General features: G+C 44.1%; 17 protein-coding genes. 13 read left to right on the top strand and 4 right to left on the bottom strand.

The genetic code is table 11. The features are described from left to right. Positions 1-55: 55 nt before the first annotated feature. From R8N46_RS01640 to R8N46_RS01665, 6 genes are all read left to right on the top strand, one after another. Complete coding sequence (locus tag R8N46_RS01640; protein ID WP_017634718.1) at positions 56-979, top strand: DMT family transporter; 924 nt, start codon at positions 56-58, stop codon at positions 977-979. A gap of 99 nt (positions 980-1,078) precedes the next feature. Next, positions 1,079-1,525, top strand: a complete 447-nt coding sequence (locus tag R8N46_RS01645; protein WP_005375065.1) for an SRPBCC family protein — start codon at positions 1,079-1,081, stop codon at positions 1,523-1,525. An 83-nt stretch (positions 1,526-1,608) separates the two neighbouring features. Next, positions 1,609-2,361, top strand: a complete 753-nt coding sequence (locus tag R8N46_RS01650; RefSeq protein ID WP_005375066.1) for a phosphatase — start codon at positions 1,609-1,611, stop codon at positions 2,359-2,361. Positions 2,362-2,517: 156 nt separating this feature from the next. Further along, a complete protein-coding gene (locus R8N46_RS01655; RefSeq protein ID WP_021035869.1) occupies positions 2,518-2,907 on the top strand; it encodes a cytochrome b562 in 390 nt (129 codons plus the stop codon). A 218-nt stretch (positions 2,908-3,125) separates the two neighbouring features. Continuing rightward, positions 3,126-3,485: a hypothetical protein gene (locus R8N46_RS01660; RefSeq protein WP_081008342.1), complete on the top strand. Its 360-nt coding sequence runs from the start codon at positions 3,126-3,128 to the stop codon at positions 3,483-3,485. Positions 3,486-3,639: 154 nt separating this feature from the next. Then, positions 3,640-5,079, top strand: a complete 1,440-nt coding sequence (locus tag R8N46_RS01665) for a PepSY-associated TM helix domain-containing protein (RefSeq protein ID WP_115386810.1) — start codon at positions 3,640-3,642, stop codon at positions 5,077-5,079. Positions 5,080-5,136: 57 nt separating this feature from the next. On the opposite strand, the gene R8N46_RS01670 is transcribed toward R8N46_RS01665, so the two are convergent. The 3 genes from R8N46_RS01670 to R8N46_RS01680 form a co-directional block, all read right to left on the bottom strand. Further along, entirely contained in the window at positions 5,137-5,520 is a 384-nt protein-coding gene (locus R8N46_RS01670) for a VOC family protein (RefSeq protein WP_009704980.1), read from the bottom strand. A 30-nt stretch (positions 5,521-5,550) separates the two neighbouring features. Further along, positions 5,551-6,480, bottom strand: coding sequence for a LysR family transcriptional regulator (locus tag R8N46_RS01675; RefSeq protein ID WP_115386809.1), 930 nt, complete (start codon positions 6,478-6,480; stop codon positions 5,551-5,553). A 77-nt stretch (positions 6,481-6,557) separates the two neighbouring features. Next, positions 6,558-7,031 (bottom strand): hypothetical protein, encoded by a 474-nt coding sequence (locus tag R8N46_RS01680; RefSeq protein WP_045479764.1) that lies wholly within the window; start codon positions 7,029-7,031, stop codon positions 6,558-6,560. A 565-nt stretch (positions 7,032-7,596) separates the two neighbouring features. Here R8N46_RS01680 and R8N46_RS01685 point away from each other — a divergent pair. The 4 genes from R8N46_RS01685 to R8N46_RS01700 all read left to right on the top strand — a co-directional run bounded on the left by R8N46_RS01685 (position 7,597) and on the right by R8N46_RS01700 (position 11,351). Beyond that, positions 7,597-8,280, top strand: a complete 684-nt coding sequence (locus R8N46_RS01685) for a spondin domain-containing protein (protein ID WP_005384002.1) — start codon at positions 7,597-7,599, stop codon at positions 8,278-8,280. Between the two features lie 9 nt (positions 8,281-8,289). Next, the gene (locus R8N46_RS01690; RefSeq protein WP_115386808.1) at positions 8,290-8,985 is read left to right on the top strand and encodes a spondin domain-containing protein; all 696 of its coding nucleotides are present in this window, start codon (positions 8,290-8,292) and stop codon (positions 8,983-8,985) included. A 146-nt stretch (positions 8,986-9,131) separates the two neighbouring features. Next, on the top strand, positions 9,132-9,863 hold the full coding sequence (locus R8N46_RS01695; RefSeq protein WP_181881326.1) for a response regulator transcription factor: 732 nt from the start codon (positions 9,132-9,134) through the stop codon (positions 9,861-9,863). 114 nt (positions 9,864-9,977) lie between these two features. Then, on the top strand, positions 9,978-11,351 hold the full coding sequence (locus R8N46_RS01700; RefSeq protein ID WP_005383993.1) for a sensor histidine kinase: 1,374 nt from the start codon (positions 9,978-9,980) through the stop codon (positions 11,349-11,351). A 27-nt stretch (positions 11,352-11,378) separates the two neighbouring features. On the opposite strand, the gene R8N46_RS01705 is transcribed toward R8N46_RS01700, so the two are convergent. Beyond that, positions 11,379-11,894 (bottom strand): superoxide dismutase family protein, encoded by a 516-nt coding sequence (locus tag R8N46_RS01705; RefSeq protein ID WP_115386807.1) that lies wholly within the window; start codon positions 11,892-11,894, stop codon positions 11,379-11,381. Positions 11,895-12,435: 541 nt separating this feature from the next. Here R8N46_RS01705 and R8N46_RS01710 point away from each other — a divergent pair. The 3 genes from R8N46_RS01710 (at position 12,436) to R8N46_RS01720 (ending at position 17,167) form a co-directional block, all read left to right on the top strand. Further along, positions 12,436-13,845 (top strand): aminotransferase class V-fold PLP-dependent enzyme, encoded by a 1,410-nt coding sequence (locus R8N46_RS01710; protein WP_005375092.1) that lies wholly within the window; start codon positions 12,436-12,438, stop codon positions 13,843-13,845. Positions 13,846-13,907: 62 nt separating this feature from the next. Continuing rightward, positions 13,908-14,840, top strand: a complete 933-nt coding sequence (locus tag R8N46_RS01715; RefSeq protein ID WP_005375093.1) for a transporter substrate-binding domain-containing protein — start codon at positions 13,908-13,910, stop codon at positions 14,838-14,840. Further along, positions 14,837-17,167, top strand: a complete 2,331-nt coding sequence (locus tag R8N46_RS01720) for a putative bifunctional diguanylate cyclase/phosphodiesterase (protein ID WP_213972109.1) — start codon at positions 14,837-14,839, stop codon at positions 17,165-17,167. Before R8N46_RS01715 ends, R8N46_RS01720 begins: the two co-directional genes overlap by 4 nt. Positions 17,168-17,312: the final 145 nt, after the last annotated feature.

Below are 17,312 nucleotides of genomic sequence, written 5' to 3' on the forward strand. Positions count from 1 at the left end.
GCTATTTACGATAAGTGATGTCTTTTAAAATGCTCCATATATTAAGGAGTATTGAATGAATGCTGTAAATAAATCTATCCTTTTCATGTTGATGTCTACGTTAAGCTTATCTGTTACTGGACTGTTAGCAAAGCAGTTGTCAGGCGAACTTTCCGTCACACTATTTAGCTTCTTACGTTTTTTGGTGCCTGCGCTTATCTTACTTATCTTACTTCGTGTGAAAAACCTTACCTTTCCTAAAGCGGGCACGCTAAAGCCTATTTTATTGCGTGCTCTTTGTATCGGTTTGTCACAACTTTGCTTTATCGCGTCATTACAAACGTTAACGCTCGTTGAAGGGGTTGTGTTGTTTGCTACTGGCCCATTATTTATTCCCTTGGTTGAAAAGCTGTTCATGAGGGGGCGCATTCGTGTTTCAACATTGGCGGCTTTAGCAATGGCGTTCACTGGTGTGGTTATGTTGGCGGGCGGTGGAAGTGAGATCACATGGCGAGCGGATTTATTGCTCGGCTTGGCTGGTGGACTCTTCAATTCTGGTTCTCAGCTTACGTTATATAAAGTGAGTAAAACAAATATGTCGCCGCTAGAAATCAACTTTTGGGCGTTTGGTTTTGCTGCCGTATTTCTGTTGCCGCTAACTTTGTTTAACGACTTCGACGTGTTACTTAATATGAGTGTTATGGCGCCTGAGATTTCTTCAAATATGCTGTGGATCGGTATGATGTCTCTGATGATCATTAACACCCAAGTTTTTCGCTCCAAAGCATATAAACTGGCAAGCAGTGGCTCTCAACTTGCACCACTCATTTTTACTAACTTATTGTTCACTGCGGTTTGGCAGAGCCTGTTTTTTGAAGACCGAATGAGTCAAAGTCAAATTGTTGGGATGAGTTTAATAGTGCTCGCAATCATACTGAACACATGTTGGGTTCGCTTTACGGCGCATCGCAGTGGCGGTTTACAAGCGAGAACTTCTTAGTCTGTCGGAAAATGAAGGGGGCAGGTAGATAAATTGGTCGTGTGGTTTGATTTTTCCTGAGTATGGGCTAGCGTCAAGAAAGGTTCAAGGAGAGAAATCATGCTTACGCTAAATTATTACGTCGAAATTTCGGCGACACCGCAACGAGTGTGGGAAGTGCTAACCGATGTTGAGTTGTATAAACGTTGGGCGCAAGCCTTTTCACCGCAGTCTCAATTTGAAGGAGCTTGGGAAGAAGGAGGTGGCATCACTTTTTTTGATCCAGATATGGGCGGGACAAGGGCGATCATAGATACGGTGCTACCGCTTCAAAAACTTGAATTTCATCATGTTGCCATTTTTAATCCGGATAATCGTCAACAACTCGATGCTGACCTAGCATCTAGGTGGATCGGATCGCGAGAGATCTACCAGATCGATACCAACAACGATCGTTTACTACTCAATGTTACCATTCATACTCACAATGACTTTGTTTCCATGTTTAATCACGGATGGGAAAAAGCTTTACCCTTGATAAAAGCCATTAGTGAAGAGCAAGCTTAGGGTTCTTGCTTATCTTAGGCTGACGATGCGTTACCTGAAGGTATACAATAGCACGCAAGATAGCGCACCTAAGAGAGTGGATGATGGAATTTAAAGTTGATACCCATACACATACGTACGCCAGTGGTCACGCGTACAGTACCTTGATTGAAAATGCAAAGTTGGCAAAAGAGAACGGGCTGGATATGTTCTGCACGACCGATCACGCAGAATCAATGCCGGGTGCGCCTCATTACTGGTTCTTCTCGAACCAGAAAATTCTGCCTCGTTTTCTTGAAGGCGTTGCGATTATTCGCGGCGTTGAATCTAACATTATGAATACCGAAGGCGACATTGATATTCCACTGAGTGTGGACCGCAACTTAGATTGGGTGATCGCGAGTTTTCATGAACCCGTTTTTCGTCCAGCAAACAAGCAAACTCACACGGAAGCACTTGTTAATGTCATTCAGAGTGGTCGTATTGATGCGCTCGGTCATCTTGGTAATCCAAATTTCGACTTTGATTTTCAGACCGTTTTAGCGTGCGCGAAAGAGCACAATGTCGCGATTGAAATTAATAACACCACGCTGAAAGGCAACAGCCGAGTAGGCAGCGTAGACCGTTGCCACGAGATTGCACAAATCGGGAAAGATCTCGGTGTTTTCTTCACCACGGGCAGTGACGCGCACTTCTGTCACGATGTTGGTAATCTGGATTTGGTTGGAGAGTTAATGGACAAAGTGGGTATTGATAGCAAGAAAGTGATTACTCACACCGCTCAGCAGTTTTTGTCTTTCTTAGCTTTGAGAGGCCGTAAACCAATTGCAGAATATGACAGCATTCTCAACGCATAAACTTGATTACATTTAAGGTATGCACCCGACGCCAGATTGCTTTACACTGCGACCCGGAAATACTCAACTAAGCTAGTTTTTCGCCTTTTATGGCGTAGGTTATTTGGGTGAATAAAGCCGACACAGAATTCGGCACTATAAATGGAGAAGTGAAAAATGTTACGTCCTTTAGTCCTAGGGTGTGCGATTGCGTTTGGCTCAACATACGCAATGGCAGAAGCGGTTGATTTAAAACAAAACATGAAACAGATGAAGATGGAATTCAAACAGGCGGCAGAAGCATCTGATGTCGAAACCATGAAATCTGCGATTGATAGCTTGCAAGCGATTGTTGAACAATCTAAGCGTGGTAATTACCCACCAGAGAAGTTTGATACTTACTTAGAAGGCTTTAACAAGCTGACGGTAACGCTAGATAAGATTGAAGCGGATCTTGATGCGGGCAAGCTACAAGAAGCAAAAGCTCAACTGCGTGAAATCGATAGTCTTCGTGAAGAGTACCACGACAAGCGCAATCCAAGCATTTGGAGCAAGTTGTTCGGCTAATTATCTACTGAGCGGAGCATTTGCTCGTGGCAGTGGATTACGCGTTATCTCTAAGTAATGAATGAACACATTATCAGCCTGCCATTTCGGCGGGCTTTTTTGCGCCTGTCAATCGATGCATTCAAGAAAACTTGTGAGGTAGCAACCACTTATTGATCCTGTTTTTGAGCTACCACTCAGAATTGGTTACGCTGTGTGAAATTTGTTAAGTCACCGTTATGCGTAGATTAATTCCTTTTTACCGCTCGATGTTATTTGCTAGTGCTCTCAGTTGGGTGCTAGTGACGCTGATGCCTGTTATCAATGCTCATGGTAACAGCATGGGTGTGTGGGCGACGCTATGTACGCTTAACGGATTTGAGTTGGTCCAAATAGAAGAGGGCGACAATTCGGTCAGCCACAAAGGCAAGTCTTGTCCGTTTAGCCACTTCTCGACTTTTCATCACGATACACTTCCAACGACACCGATACTTTCAAGACAGAGCTTGGTGACTTCTGACAGCTACGCTTATTTGGCTCTAAGTGTGCGATTTGAAACACCAGTTCCTAGAGCGCCGCCAGTTTCCCTTTTCTCATAACGAAAACAATTACAAGTAAATAAAGCCAACAACACTGCCACTTCGAGCAGTGGTACTCCCAAATCTAAGTCAAATAACGCCGCATACGAATGCGTATGTGCAGAATGCGTTTGGTTGAATTTGGGTGTTCAACAATGAAAAAAGGAAAATACACATGTTGAGAAACTCGGCAAAGCCTCAACTCAAGGAAGCCTCACGCGCAAAATCCATCTACTTTATGACGTGGCGATGGCACTTCTACGCAGGTTTGTTCGTCATTCCATTTATGCTGATGCTTTCCCTCACGGGATTGGTGATGTTGTTTGATGACGAAATCGAACTGGCTCGATACGAAGCGACATTACAAGTTTCACCACAAGAGCACATGATTCCTGTCTCTGCACAATTAGAAACCGTAAAGCAGGCGTATCCCGATTTTAATGTCACTCAATTTGTACCTGCTAAAACGGCCGATATTGCCAACCGATTCTCGATTCAAAACCAAGAAGGCAGCTCGCTGATTGTTGCAGTAAATCCTTATACAGGAGACGTACAGGGCACTATTAATCGTGGTGACAGCATCTATGAACTGATGAACAGCATTCACGGCACCTTGCTCATCGGCGACCTAGGCGACCGTTTAATTGAAATCGCCGCAAGTCTGGGGATTTTACTGTTGGTGTCTGGTTTGTACCTTTGGTTACCTAGAGACAACGCCAGCCGCGCCGGCTTTTTGAAAATTCGCCTTAACAATGGCCCTCGAATTTTGATGCGTGACCTGCATGCGAATTTAGGTGGCGTGCTGTCGATTGTTCTGTTGTTCTTTTTGATTTCAGGTTTGTCGTGGGCAGGGATCTGGGGGGCGAAAATGGTGCAAGCTTGGAATACCTTCCCAACCTATTACACATGGGGTGAGAAACCGGAATCCACACTGACACATAAAGATCTTAACCACGGTGCTTCAGAAGAGATGCCATGGAACTTAGAGCTTGCTGCTGTGCCTGAATCGAAAGACAAACCCGCTCATGATCATGCCAATATGAAGGAAGAGACGGCATACGCAGGCAGTCATGATGCGCTCTCCATTGATGATATCATCCTCAAGGCTGAAATGATGGGCTTCACTGGCTATAAGCTGTTTTTACCACGTTCTGAGACGGGCGTTTACACTGTTGCAGCTAACTCTATGGGCGGCGATATTTCCGACCCAAGACAAGATCGCACCAGCCACTTTGACCAGTATTCCGGTCGCTTGTTGGTGGATGTAACGTGGCAAGATTACAGCCTATTTGCCAAGTTCATGGCGGCAGGTGTGTCATTGCATCAAGGTGATGTGAGTATATTGAACAAAGTACTCAACGTAGTGTTCTGTTTGGCGTTCATCTTAATCTCAATCACAGGTGTGGTGATGTGGTGGATTCGTAGACCAAGTCGCAGTGCCGCATTGGGCGCGCCACCTAAGTTTCAACAAGACAGTATTTGGAAGCTTGGCTTAGTAAAGTTAGTGATATTGTGTCTCGCGTTCCCGATGGGCGGTTTGGCAATTGTTACGGTTCTCGCACTGGATTGGCTGTTGTTCAACCGCGTTGAGAAACTGAAAACGGCGTTGAATTAGTAACAGACAAAGAATGGAATAATAAAAGAGCCTGCGAAGTCGAAGTGCTGGCTCTTTTTATTTCTGGTAAATCTCCAGTGGCAAGCCATCTGGGTCTTGGAAGAAGGTAAAGGCTTTGCCTGTGAATTCGTCAATACGAATTGGCTCAACTTCAACGTCATTCGATTCTAGGTAGGCTTTCACCTGTTCAACATCATCTACCAAAAACGCGAGATGTCGTAGCCCTTGCGCTTCAGGAAAGCTAGGTCTCTCTGGTGCGCCCGGAAAGCTAAACAGTTCCACTTGGCTGCCGTCAGGTAAAGCGAGGTCAAGCTTGTAGGAGTCTCTGGCTTCACGATAGTTTTCAGCAATGACTTTCAATCCCAACACTTCAGTGTAAAAGCGTTTTGACCTTGGGTAATCGCTGCAAATGATCGCGACGTGATGGATGGCATTAAACATGGTTAGCCTCTTCAAACATGGCTCGTAACCTCAAGCATGGTTAGTATCGTCGGAGACTAAATGCTCCTTAACGAAGTCGATAAACACGCGCAGACGAGCAGGCATGTATTTGGTTTGCGCATACTGCATCGCGATAGCGCCGTGGTAGTTACTCTTGATCATCCAATCCGGCAATACTTCCACCACTTCCCCTTGCTCTAACGCGTCTTTGATCACGAAGTCATGGAAGATCCCAATTCCCAAGCCAGACTTAACCCCGTTCAAGCGCATTTGAGAATGGTTGACGGCGTAGCGCCCACTCACGGCAATCGAATGAAAGGCTTCCTCTTTAAAGAACGACCAGATGTTGTCTTTGTCGTTCTCGGCAAGGTAAATGCAGTCGTGCTGCTCAAGCTCAGTGGGATGCTCAGGCATACCGCGTTTGGTGAGGTAATCTGGAGAGGCACATAAAACGAGATTGGTCTTGCTGATCTCTTTGAGTACCAGATTCTCATCGGGTTTGTCGGTGAGCTTAAACGCGACATCAATTCCTTGGCGAAACAGGTCGATCTCACCATCTGCTGCACGCAGCTTAAGCTGAATATTTGGATAACGTTCTAGGAATGGCAACACAAACGGTTGAAGCACCGAGTTAAGAAATGCTTCAGGGGCTGCTACTGTGAGTGCGCCTGTTGGCTCAGCATGATCTTCCGCAGATAGCTCAACGGCTTGCTGCGCGGCATTCACCATTGCGATGCTTTGGTCGTAAACCTTTTGCCCAGCTTGAGTGATGATCAACTTACGAGTCGTGCGCTCAAACAGTTTGACCGAGAGGGCTTGCTCTAATCGTGTGATCAACTTACTTAAAGCCGATGGCGTCACGCCGAGTTGTTTGGCTGCAGCGGTAAAACTTCCTTCGTTTACCACTAAGATAAACGAAGCAAGATCAGGAAGTAGGGCTATGAGTTTTGGATTAACCATAATTGTTCAGTTCTGCGCAGCGGAATAACGATATTGTCTGGTACGGTTTCACAAGGTTCAAGTGTCACCGTCTCGCTTTAACGATATTTTGCCAAAAATGCATTGAGTGCAGGCAAGCCAGATTCACCAGTATGGTATTGCTGCCAACAGTGATAAATGGCCGTTTCATGGTCTGCAATTAACTCGATAGCTTCTCGCTCAGCGATTGAGTACTGCTGTGAAGCGTTCACTTCTTCATGCCACTCTCGATATTTTACCTCATAAGGTTCTACCCACTTCAGAAGAGTCGCTACCAACTCTTGCCATGGTAAACCAATCCACTTGGTTGCATCTGCCAAGCCTTTATCTAGCATCTCTTGGTATCGACTTTCGATATCCATGCCATTTGTCAGCAGTACAGGTTTGAGCTTTTCTGCGGTGAGTTCTTCCACTTCAATCAAGGTTTGCCACAGCGTTTGTTGTTCACTTTGGGCGTAATGGCTCAAGTAGTGGTTGAAAAAAGCGATGCCGTAGATTTCGCCATAGTAGGCAGACAGAACGTTATGAATCATGGTGAGAATCGTGATTTAAACAGAGAATACCGCATTGTAGGAGGGGAAAGCGCGAAGTGTAAATATCTGAATATACTCAAGTGACTTCAAGATACATGGTTCAGAGCGTTGTCACTGATTCCCTATTTATCGAAAGCAAGCAAGGAAAACAACGAAGCGGAATAGCGAGCTCTTTCCAAGTTGTTTGACGAAGAAATTGCTTCAGTGGCACGCTCCCGAAGGGCGAGTTGCCTTGGTTCGCATGCTTCGTTAACAATTTTCGATTTAGAACCACTAGATTTTCAAATTGTTGCCTCGCCTTCAAACCAAGTCATCCTCGCTGAACCAAGCATCTCGAGGTTACTTGAGTATAAATAAAAAAGTGCTGCTGACAGAATTCGAACAGAACTTGTGAGAATTTTATGAGAATTCGATGAAGTTGCTGATAGATTTGCTCGTCATTCTTAGAGGCAAGAACGCAAAACGTTCGAAACGTAATGCTTAACCTACTCAAGTCACGAACAAAGAAGTAAAGCCGTACACATGGGCTTGGGTAGTTCAACCCTCATTAAAGGATGGAATCACAATGAAAAAACGTACCCAACTCGGACTCGTCATGACTTCAGTCGCTATGGCACTAGGCTCTGCATCAGTGAATGCAGCGGAATTGGAAATCACCGTGACAAACGCAACCAAAGGCATCTACTTTACGCCTCTTATTGTTGCCGCACATGGTTCTGATCTTCAAATGTTCAGAACGGGTCAAGCAGCAACGCCAGAACTAGAAGCAATGGCAGAAGGTGGTGATATCTCTGGGCTTGCTAGTGTGATTGGTAACGCTGGTGGTGCGGTGGTTGAGAATCCTGCTGGCGGCATTTTGAATCCGGGTGTTGCAACCACCTTCACCTTGGACAGTGGCGACCACGGTTATCTTTCTTTGAGCGCGATGCTGCTGCCAACCAATGACGGTTTCGTCGGTCTAGATAGCTGGAAGATTCCAACGGAAGCGGGTACATACCGAGCAACGCTAAGAAGTTACGATGCCGGTACAGAAGCGAACGATGAACTTGCGTCTAGCATGCCAAACCCACCTTTCATTACCTTTGGTACTGGCGGCACAGGCGTTGAAGCAACAGTAACTAACGATAAAGTTCACGTGCATCCGGGTAACCTTGGTGATAGCGATCCAACTGGCGGCATCAGTGACTTAGACAGCAGCAGCCATCGTTGGTTAAACCCAGTCGCAACCATCACAATCGTTGTGAAGTAAGGGGGATGTATGAAATACAGAATCTTACTAGTAGCAGCTTCAGTCGGCTTGCTCGCCGGTTGTCCAAGCGATGATGATAACGATGTAGTGAAATCGTACCGCTACACCGTCAACGTTGCGAACTTGACTGCGAATCAACCTATGTCTCCGCTTGCGGTACTCACTCACAATGGTGACTACCAACTGTTTGAAATTGGCCAAGCTGCATCTGTTGAACTTGAGCATCTTGCCGAAGGCGGTAGTAACGCTGAGCTGATTGAGTTGATGAACAGCAATGACAGTGTTTACCAAGGTATTTCGGGTAATGGATTGGTGTTGCCGGGTGCATCGGACGAAGTCACCATCACGGTTGACCCTAGTCGTTACGGTTACTTGTCTGTGGCGTCTATGTTTGTGAATACCAATGATGCCTTTGTTGGCGAAACGGGGTTATCGCTCAAATCGCTCGCAGTAGGTGAAAGCTATGAAATGAGCATGAACGTTTGGGATTCCGGTACAGAGCTAAACGATGAGCTTGCCGCAACCATTCCGGGCCCAGCAGGTGGCGGTGAGGGTTTCAATGCCGCTCGTAATGACAGCAATGACGTTGTTGCTTTTCATGCGGGGGTAGTTAGCCAAGATGATGGATTAACAAACTCAGCACTTTCTGCGAACCATCGTTTCTTGAACCCAGGTGCGAAAGTCACCATCACTCGAGTCGAGTAACACAGGCTCCGATGACGTCTCCTTTCCAAAGCGCTTGTAGCCGAGCGCTTTATCCCTCATGGCGTCATCGGAACCTTTTTTGAAAGAATTTCTAATTTGTTCCGGTCATGTGCAAAGTGAGGATACTCGAAGGCAAGGAAAGGACCATGGAACAACAGGCAATCAATTTAGTCGCGAACATCTTGTTGGTGGAAGATGACGATGATTTGGCAGAACTGGTTCAGATGCATCTCAAGTTTCAAGGACACCAAGTGTCGCGAGCCACAAATGTCGCCGATGCTAAAGCGCAATATCAGCAACAACCCTTTGATTTATTGATCCTTGACCGAGGTTTGCCAGATGGTGATGGTCTAGACATCTGCCATTATTTGCGTCAGCAACAAGATTGGAGCCCAGTGCTCATGCTGACAGCCAGAGACGGTGAAATGGACAAGGTTGACGGTTTAGAAGCGGGCGTTGATGACTACATCACTAAGCCATTTAGCGTATTAGAATTCCAAGCACGAGTGCGAAACGTGCTACGCAGAGTCAGCCAAACCGCAGAAGTCAAAGTAGCAGATGAAGTCCTAGACGATGCGATGGATTTTGGTCCGCTGAGAATCATCCCGGAGTTGCACCAAGTATCCTTAAACGACAAAGACGTCACTCTTACCGCGACAGAGTTTACTTTGCTGCAGTTTCTCGCGACTCGTCCGGGCAGAGTCTACAGTAAAGATGAACTGCTCGATCACGTTTGGAACACCAGTCATTCTGGTTATCACCATACGGTGTGTAGCACCATTAACCGTTTACGCAGCAAATTGTCGTTGTCTGATTCTGATCATCACTTCATTCAAACCGTGTGGGGTGTTGGATATAAGTTTCAGCCAAGACACTAATGCAAGAAAGTAAGTCAAAACATCAAGCCAACAGTAAGTCGGCAGTTGTTTTCACCGTCATTTTTTAATCATCACGGGTGTTTCAAAAACACCGCTGTTTAAGGAGGCGATAGGATGAGCTTCAAATCTCGCTTGGTAGTATTTACTAGCTTGTGGTTCTGCCTCGCGGCGGTGGTGATTGCACTGACTTACAATTGGCAAAAAGAAACCATTGAGTTACGCACTAAGCAAAGCCTGCATAAAGAGCTAGCTAGCCATATGCGTGACGATAATCCGCTAATGATCGGCACGGATTACAACCCTAAAGCACTCAAGTCGATCTTTCACACGCTCATGCTGATCGGCCCTGATTTTGAAATCTACTTCCTCGATAGCCAAGGCAATATCACCACCCATGCAGCACCAGAAGGGGCGGAGATCATGGGTAAGGTGGATCTCAATCCCATTAAGCAATTCTTAAATGACCAACCCTTTCCTATTTTGGGTGAAGACCCACGTAATCGTGGTGAGCACAAAGTCTTTTCTGTTGCGGCGATAGAGGAATTAGGCTCTACGGTCGGTTATCTCTACGTGGTGATTGGCAGTACCCGACATGACGCCATTGCCAATGCTCAAGTCGATACTCCTTATATCGCGCTGGCAGGATTGGTCTTAGTATCCATTTTAGGTTTTGCTCTTGGGGCTTATGTGCTGGTCAAACGTAGTCTGTTGAACCCGATTGAGCGTGTGACCAAACAACTTCAACAGCAAGCTGAACATGATTTCCGCCTGCAACCTGATTTTACTCACCAAGTGCCGGAGCTCGTACCGATTGCGCACTCTTATCAGATGATGGCGAAGCATATTCAGCAGCAATTTTTACAGTTGGAGTATCAATCGTCTCATCGTCGTCAAAGCTTGTTGCAGCTTAGTCATGATTTAAAAACGCCGTTATCGAGCGTGCTGGGCTATTTGGAAACCTGGCGTTTGCAACATCCGGAATCCGATCCTTTGATTGACGTCGCTTTCCGAAATTGTGAGAAGCTCTCAACTCAACTGCATTCTTTATTAGACGCCGCGCGCAAAGAAGCACCAATGCCAAACTACGAGTACCGCCCCGTGGATTTGGGAGCGTTGATGGCAGAATGTGCTGAAACGATGCAGAGCCAGTTTTCTCGTAAAGAAGTGGTGTTGAAAGTGGATATCGATAGTGAAATCCAAACCGTGGGTGATAAAGGACTCTTAGAGCGGTTGGTATTGAACCTGCTTGAAAATGCATTGCGCCACAGCCCAATCGGCTCAGAAGTGCATTGCCAAGCGCATTTGAGTGAGGATAAGTCGCGTATCCACTTTACCTTCGTCAATCACATTGAGGAAGAAGCGGAGGGCGGTTCTTTGGGGATCGGGACGAAGATTGTCCAATCGATCTTAATGCTTCACCACAGCTACCTTGAGACCAATGCGACATCCTCTCAGTATCAACAGAAGTTCACACTTCTCGCAATCTAAAGAGAAGTGTGAGACATAAGTTAATGTTTATTCAATAACACCACATACGACGCGAGCGCCGCCACCACCTAGCTTACTTGGGTGATCGGAGTGATTGTCACCACCAGCATGGATCATTAACGCTCGACCTTTTAAATCCGATAATTTTAGGCGAGGCGCGACAACGGGCTGATTGGCATTGCCGTCCATGTCCACATAGAGTGGAGGCAAGTCGCCTAAATGATTGTCATCGGTCCAAGGATAGCCATGCTTCCCTGTGTTGTTAGGATCATAATGGCCACCTGCTGCGCCGCCTAATACGGTTTTGTCATCCTTTTCTATGCTATCGCAAGATGGATTAGTGTGAACATGGAAACCGTGCACACCTGCTGACAAACCTGATAATTGAGGCGTAAAAACAACGCCAAAATCACTTTGTGAAATCTCAATGGTACCCGCACTCTCATTGGTGTTGAGAGCAGTCATTTCTACCGTTTTTGCTAGCACGTTAGGTGCGGCGACAAGAGCGGATGCAACTGAAATGCATAGCAATCCTTTTAACATGGGACCTCCTTCTTTTAGGGTGTACGCTCAAGCACATATTAGTGAAAACCTGTTTTACTTATGTATGTTGAGCGGTGAGTTTATGTCATAGAGTGATGTGTATCACTTTATGGTCTTAAACTGATATCTCGATCCGAAATCAGCTTTCTTTTATTTAGTCTTAACATGTTGAGATCGTTAAGATATAAAAAGAATAGACGCCAATCTTAAAATAGCCTGAATATTTTTAAATTAACGCAAAGTTAAATTTTTAATGACTTTATAACAAAGCTCATAATTGTTTTATAAAGAATTTGGTGGAATTGTCCGCAATAAAGAATAATCAAATTAACGAATATATTAATGTGAACATTGTTGTTTATAGATTTGTGGTCAAACTGTTGCTTATATCATCAAATAAGATAAAAAATTGGAACTAAAGTCACTTAATGGCAGAGGAAAAAATTAAACTCTGATTGTAATGGGTAATAATGTTTTAGTAACAGATAGTTACGCACTTAAAATTAATAATATGGCTAATTTCCGACAAGGATTGAAAAAGATGAAAGACAAGGAATCTATTCAGACTAATAGCAGCCGCCGTAATTTTCTGAAAGGCGCAACAGGAGCTGTTGTTGCTGGTGTGAGTGCTTCCGCTTTCTCAGGCGTAGCTCAAGCACGAGAACAGAAAATTGATTGGAGCAGCCGCGGGCTAGGTAGAAAACACGATAAGCGCTTCTGGCGTAAAGTGCGAAGACAGTTCGTTTTGGACAAACGAACCACTTACATGAACATTGGTACAACAGGTTCAATGCCAAAACATGTTCTTGAAGATTACGAGCATAACAACAAGCTGGTGGCTAAATACCCTTGGGATATGAAAGGCAAATTTGGCTCTTGGCCTTATGTTTCAGAGATGGTTAAAGACGTCGCGCCAGGTTTTGGTGCTAACCCAGAAGAGATCATTCTCAGCCGCAACACTACTGATGGCTTATGCTCGATCATTAATGGCTTACACTTTGAACCAGGTGATGTGATTCTAACGACACACCATGAACATATTGCTGCAACATCACCTATGAACGTAGCGAAACATCGTTTTGGTGTGGATGTGGTAGAAATTCAACTACCAGTATTTACTGGTACCGAAAACGTTTCTGAGCAAGATTACATTCAAGCGTTCCGAGACGCGCTTGATGCGAATCAAAACGTTCGCCTAATTGTTTTCTCTCATATCACATACAAAACAGGAACCGCGCTACCAGCAAAAGCCATTTGTGCTTTAGCAAAAGAGTATGGTGTACCTACTCTTGTTGATGGCGCGCATACGGTCGGTATGTTTGACCTTGATTTCCACGATATGGATTGTGATTTCTATGCAGGATCTGGTCATAAGTGGCAGTGTGGTCCGGGCGCGACAGGTATTCTGTATGTTCGTGATAACGGTAACCGTTTGAATGAGTATTGGAGTGACCGAGAGAACCCGTTATGGTTGATCAACTCCTCACTTTCTCATGCTGATTACCTAGGTAAACAGCTGCAAATGCAATACATTGGTAACGATAACTATCCTGCGAAACAAGCACTAGTTGATAGTTGCAAAATGTGGGATGAGATTGGTCGAGACCGTATCGAAGAGCGAGTTGTAAGCCTTGGTAGTTTATGTAAAACCTTGCTTCAAGAGTACTTGCCACAAGCCAAAATGTATTCACCAAACGTGGAAGGCTTAACCAGTGGCTTAACGACGGTTAACCCGTTCTCCGATGTAACTAATGAAGAGATACTGACGGAATTCCGAGATCGTTTACGTGAAGAGTATGGTTACATCATCCGTACGACTAGCTTTAAGCTGCATAAGGATGATGACTTTGATACTTACGCGCTGCGTATCTCTACGCATTTGTTCCATGACGAACAAGATGTGGAAGGGCTCGTAGTGGCGATGACGAATTTGTATTACTCGTCGTTCTAACATCGTTGTTTATCACTCAAGCGCCCATTATTGGGCGCTTTGTGAAAGGTAAGGATATTATTATGTCAGTCATAACATTCAAAAGAACTTTAGCGACGGTGGCGCTCATGGTTACCTCTGTTGCGTCGTCTGCCGCTTGGTCAGACGATTTACAACAAATCCGTGAACGCGGTGTACTGCGTCACATTGGTGTCCCGTACGCTAACTTTGTCTCCTATATTGAACAAGGTGAAGTGGAAACTTTGACTGGCTTGGATGTAGAGATAATAAAAGGTTTTGCCAAGTCGTTAGGTGTTCAGTACCAGTATGTTCCAGCACAGTGGAGCGACGTGGTTGGTAAGTTGACAGGGCAAAATGTGCAATATCACAACAAGCAGGCTGTTGTCGGAGAAAGTGTTCCAATTGAAGGCGATTTGATCGCAAATGGCGTTACTATTCTTGATTGGCGTTCTGAGGTTGTCGATTTTTCACAAGATTATTTTCCTTCAGGTGTATGGTTGGTTTCCAGATCCGACTCTAGTCTGAGCCCGATTAAACCAAGTGGGTCAGTCGATGAAGATGTTAAAAACGTCAAGCAGCTGATCGATGGTCGCGAAGTGTTAGCTTTAGAACATTCTTGCTTGGATCCTAACCTTTATGACTTATATGACACAGGTGCAAAAGTTATATTACCTGATGGGGCGCGTCTCCTTAATGAGATGGTTCCAGCGATAATGAAAAATGATGCGGAAAGCACATTATTAGATGTTGCGGATACGCTAATTGCCCTCGAAAAATGGCCGGGTGAAATAAAAGTCATTGGCCCTATATCTGAAAATCAAAAAATGGCTGTTGCATTCCGTAAAAATTCCCCTGAATTACGCAAAGCATTTGATCGTTATTTAGACTCGATAAAAAAAGACGGTTCATACGAAAAACTAGTAAAAAAATACTATCCATCTATTTACTACTTTTATAACGATTACTTTATAGAAGATAAAAAGAAAGTCCGATGAATAAGGCCGTTAAAAAATTTTCCAGTAAAAGATTTATTACAATAAGCGCAATATTAGTTTCAATTTACTTAGCTATGCTTATTACTGTGACTAGCGTAGGTCAAAATAAGTTAAAAGAATCTCAATACAGAGAACTAGATTTAAAAGTAAAAAGTTATGCAAGCACACTCGATAATTTATTTACCATAGCGAGTGAAGATGTTGATAATCTAGCTACAGATAAAACAATACAAACATTCTTTGGTAATTTAGCTTCTGGCATGTCAATGGAGTATGGGTTAGGTGCAAGTTTAATTAATTTAAAGCGTCGCTTCGATGAGAAGATAGACAGTAAGCTAATTAATAGCAGCCAAATCTATAAGAAGCTCACGCTGGTAGGCAGTGATGGAGTCACCATTGTCACCACTGGATCTGAAAACCTTGCCGAGCACAAAATGGACATACAAACCTTAATGACTCAACACGGGCATCCCGAAGAGGTTTGTGCGACGCGATACAATGATGACGTTCGCATTCAAGTCATTAAGCAAGTTAAGTTCTCCGGAAAGCCTGTTGCCTTTTTAATTGCCGATCTTAATAAGAATATTGTTATTGACCAACTTACTAACCAAGAACATGAAGATAGTTATAGCCGAATGGTGCTAAAAATAAAAGACGTGGAAATGGTTGTATGGGATACCATAAATAAAACACCTTCTCACAATAAGGATGAGAACTATTTCGTTTCTGAGGCTATAGACGGAAAAATTTACTTTGAAGTGCCTGTGGATAAACATCACTTCAAATTGATGGCGTGGTTCGAGCCTTTGAGTGAACGAGATATATTTACATCACGGCTCTTTATTATTGGTTTGAGTATTCTCGCCGTTATGATCGTCATTGCTTTATGTTATGCATTCATCACGAACAATAATAGGATTGAATTGAAAATTAAGCTTGAGGAAGAAAAAAAGCGTAAAGATATTCTTTCTAAACAGAATAAAAAATTAACGAACGAAATTGAACGTCGAAAAGCGTCTGAAAAAGAACTCGCCTTCCAAGCTAAATATGACACATTAACCAATTTACCTAATCGTAGTTATGGTTCCGAGCGATTGGCTTTGGAGTTAATTAGGGCATCGCGTAGTGGGTCTAAAGTTTTGGTGATGTTCATCGACTTAGACCACTTTAAGCAGATTAACGATTCAATGGGACACTTTGTTGGGGATGAAATCCTTAAACTCAGTGCTCAGCGACTGTATCAAGTCGCAAGAAAAACAGACTTATTGGCGAGAATTGGTGGGGATGAGTTTTTACTCGTCATCCCTGATTTGCCTGATAATGATACTGCAAAGCGAGTTGCTTCAAGTGTACTTTCGGCGTTTAACGATCCGTTTGTTTGGAACAACCATGAATTCTTCTTGAGTAGTAGCGTCGGAATGTCTGTGTTCCCGGATGACGGAGACAACGCTGAGCAGCTTCTTGCATGTGCAGATATGGCAATGTATCGGGCGAAACAAGATGGGCGTGATGGCTTTTGTTTTTATAACCATAATATGAACCAAGATTTGCAACGCTATTTGGATCTGGAAAATCGTCTGAGAAGTGCGATCTCCAATCAGTTGTTAGAACTGTATTATCAGCCAATTATTGAGCTGAGTAGTGGTAAAATCGTAGGGGCAGAAGCGCTAATGCGTTGGAATGATGACAAGTACAGATTCGTAAACCCTGAAGAGTTTATCTCTATTGCAGAGAAAAATGGTTTAATTCATCAAATTGGTGAGTTTGCTATTCAACAAGCGTGTCGACAAGCGGCACAATGGCAAAGTCTGACTCCGTTGTTTGTTTCTGTAAACTTTTCTAGTGTTCAATTTAGGTATTGCGAGCGCTTACTTACGTTTATTAAACACAGCCTTGAGGAGTCTGGTCTTCCGTCAGATAAGTTCGATATTGAAGTGACAGAAAGTCTCCTCTTCAATCACGATTCTGAGCTATTAGACATGCTTAATAACTTACGAGCGTTAGGCACCAAACTTACTATTGATGATTTTGGTACTGGTTATTCTGCGCTGAGTTACTTGCAGAAGTTTCCGTTCGACCGCTTAAAGATTGATCGTAGCTTTATGCAAAATATGTTCGAGAACGACTCAGACCGCGAGCTTGTGAACGTAATCATAGCAATGGCGAAAGCGCTGGATCTTAAGATCGTCGCAGAAGGCATCGAAGAACAGCGTCATGTGGATTACCTGAAAAACCTAAACTGTGAGTTCGGACAAGGTTTCCACTATAGCCGACCATTACCTGCTAAGGACTTTGAAGCACTTTTGGCTAAGCCTACCTGGCTATAATTCCTTTTATAACAACCTCATAGAAAAGCATTAATTGAATTTATGCCTAGGATTCATTAATGCTTTTCCACCTTAAGGTATAATCCTTCCTCCTTCCTTGAATTACACTACAATTAATTGATGAGTGATAGCCCGTGACGCCCGT

The sequence above is a fragment of the Vibrio sp. 1874 genome (assembly GCF_033344395.1).
In the GTDB taxonomy this organism is placed as follows: domain Bacteria; phylum Pseudomonadota; class Gammaproteobacteria; order Enterobacterales; family Vibrionaceae; genus Vibrio; species Vibrio alginolyticus.

Bases quoted from the DNA above. Each gene is read 5' to 3' on its own strand.
- R8N46_RS01640 (WP_017634718.1), top strand. From the start codon at position 56: ATGAATGCTGTAAATAAATCTATCCTTTTCATGTTGATGTCTACGTTA.
- R8N46_RS01645 (WP_005375065.1), top strand. From the start codon at position 1,079: ATGCTTACGCTAAATTATTACGTCGAAATTTCGGCGACACCGCAACGA.
- R8N46_RS01650 (WP_005375066.1), top strand. From the start codon at position 1,609: ATGGAATTTAAAGTTGATACCCATACACATACGTACGCCAGTGGTCAC.
- R8N46_RS01655 (WP_021035869.1), top strand. From the start codon at position 2,518: ATGTTACGTCCTTTAGTCCTAGGGTGTGCGATTGCGTTTGGCTCAACA.
- R8N46_RS01660 (WP_081008342.1), top strand. From the start codon at position 3,126: ATGCGTAGATTAATTCCTTTTTACCGCTCGATGTTATTTGCTAGTGCT.
- R8N46_RS01665 (WP_115386810.1), top strand. From the start codon at position 3,640: ATGTTGAGAAACTCGGCAAAGCCTCAACTCAAGGAAGCCTCACGCGCA.
- R8N46_RS01670 (WP_009704980.1), bottom strand. From the start codon at position 5,520: ATGTTTAATGCCATCCATCACGTCGCGATCATTTGCAGCGATTACCCA.
- R8N46_RS01675 (WP_115386809.1), bottom strand. From the start codon at position 6,480: ATGGTTAATCCAAAACTCATAGCCCTACTTCCTGATCTTGCTTCGTTT.
- R8N46_RS01680 (WP_045479764.1), bottom strand. From the start codon at position 7,031: ATGATTCATAACGTTCTGTCTGCCTACTATGGCGAAATCTACGGCATC.
- R8N46_RS01685 (WP_005384002.1), top strand. From the start codon at position 7,597: ATGAAAAAACGTACCCAACTCGGACTCGTCATGACTTCAGTCGCTATG.
- R8N46_RS01690 (WP_115386808.1), top strand. From the start codon at position 8,290: ATGAAATACAGAATCTTACTAGTAGCAGCTTCAGTCGGCTTGCTCGCC.
- R8N46_RS01695 (WP_181881326.1), top strand. From the start codon at position 9,132: ATGGAACAACAGGCAATCAATTTAGTCGCGAACATCTTGTTGGTGGAA.
- R8N46_RS01700 (WP_005383993.1), top strand. From the start codon at position 9,978: ATGAGCTTCAAATCTCGCTTGGTAGTATTTACTAGCTTGTGGTTCTGC.
- R8N46_RS01705 (WP_115386807.1), bottom strand. From the start codon at position 11,894: ATGTTAAAAGGATTGCTATGCATTTCAGTTGCATCCGCTCTTGTCGCC.
- R8N46_RS01710 (WP_005375092.1), top strand. From the start codon at position 12,436: ATGAAAGACAAGGAATCTATTCAGACTAATAGCAGCCGCCGTAATTTT.
- R8N46_RS01715 (WP_005375093.1), top strand. From the start codon at position 13,908: ATGTCAGTCATAACATTCAAAAGAACTTTAGCGACGGTGGCGCTCATG.
- R8N46_RS01720 (WP_213972109.1), top strand. From the start codon at position 14,837: ATGAATAAGGCCGTTAAAAAATTTTCCAGTAAAAGATTTATTACAATA.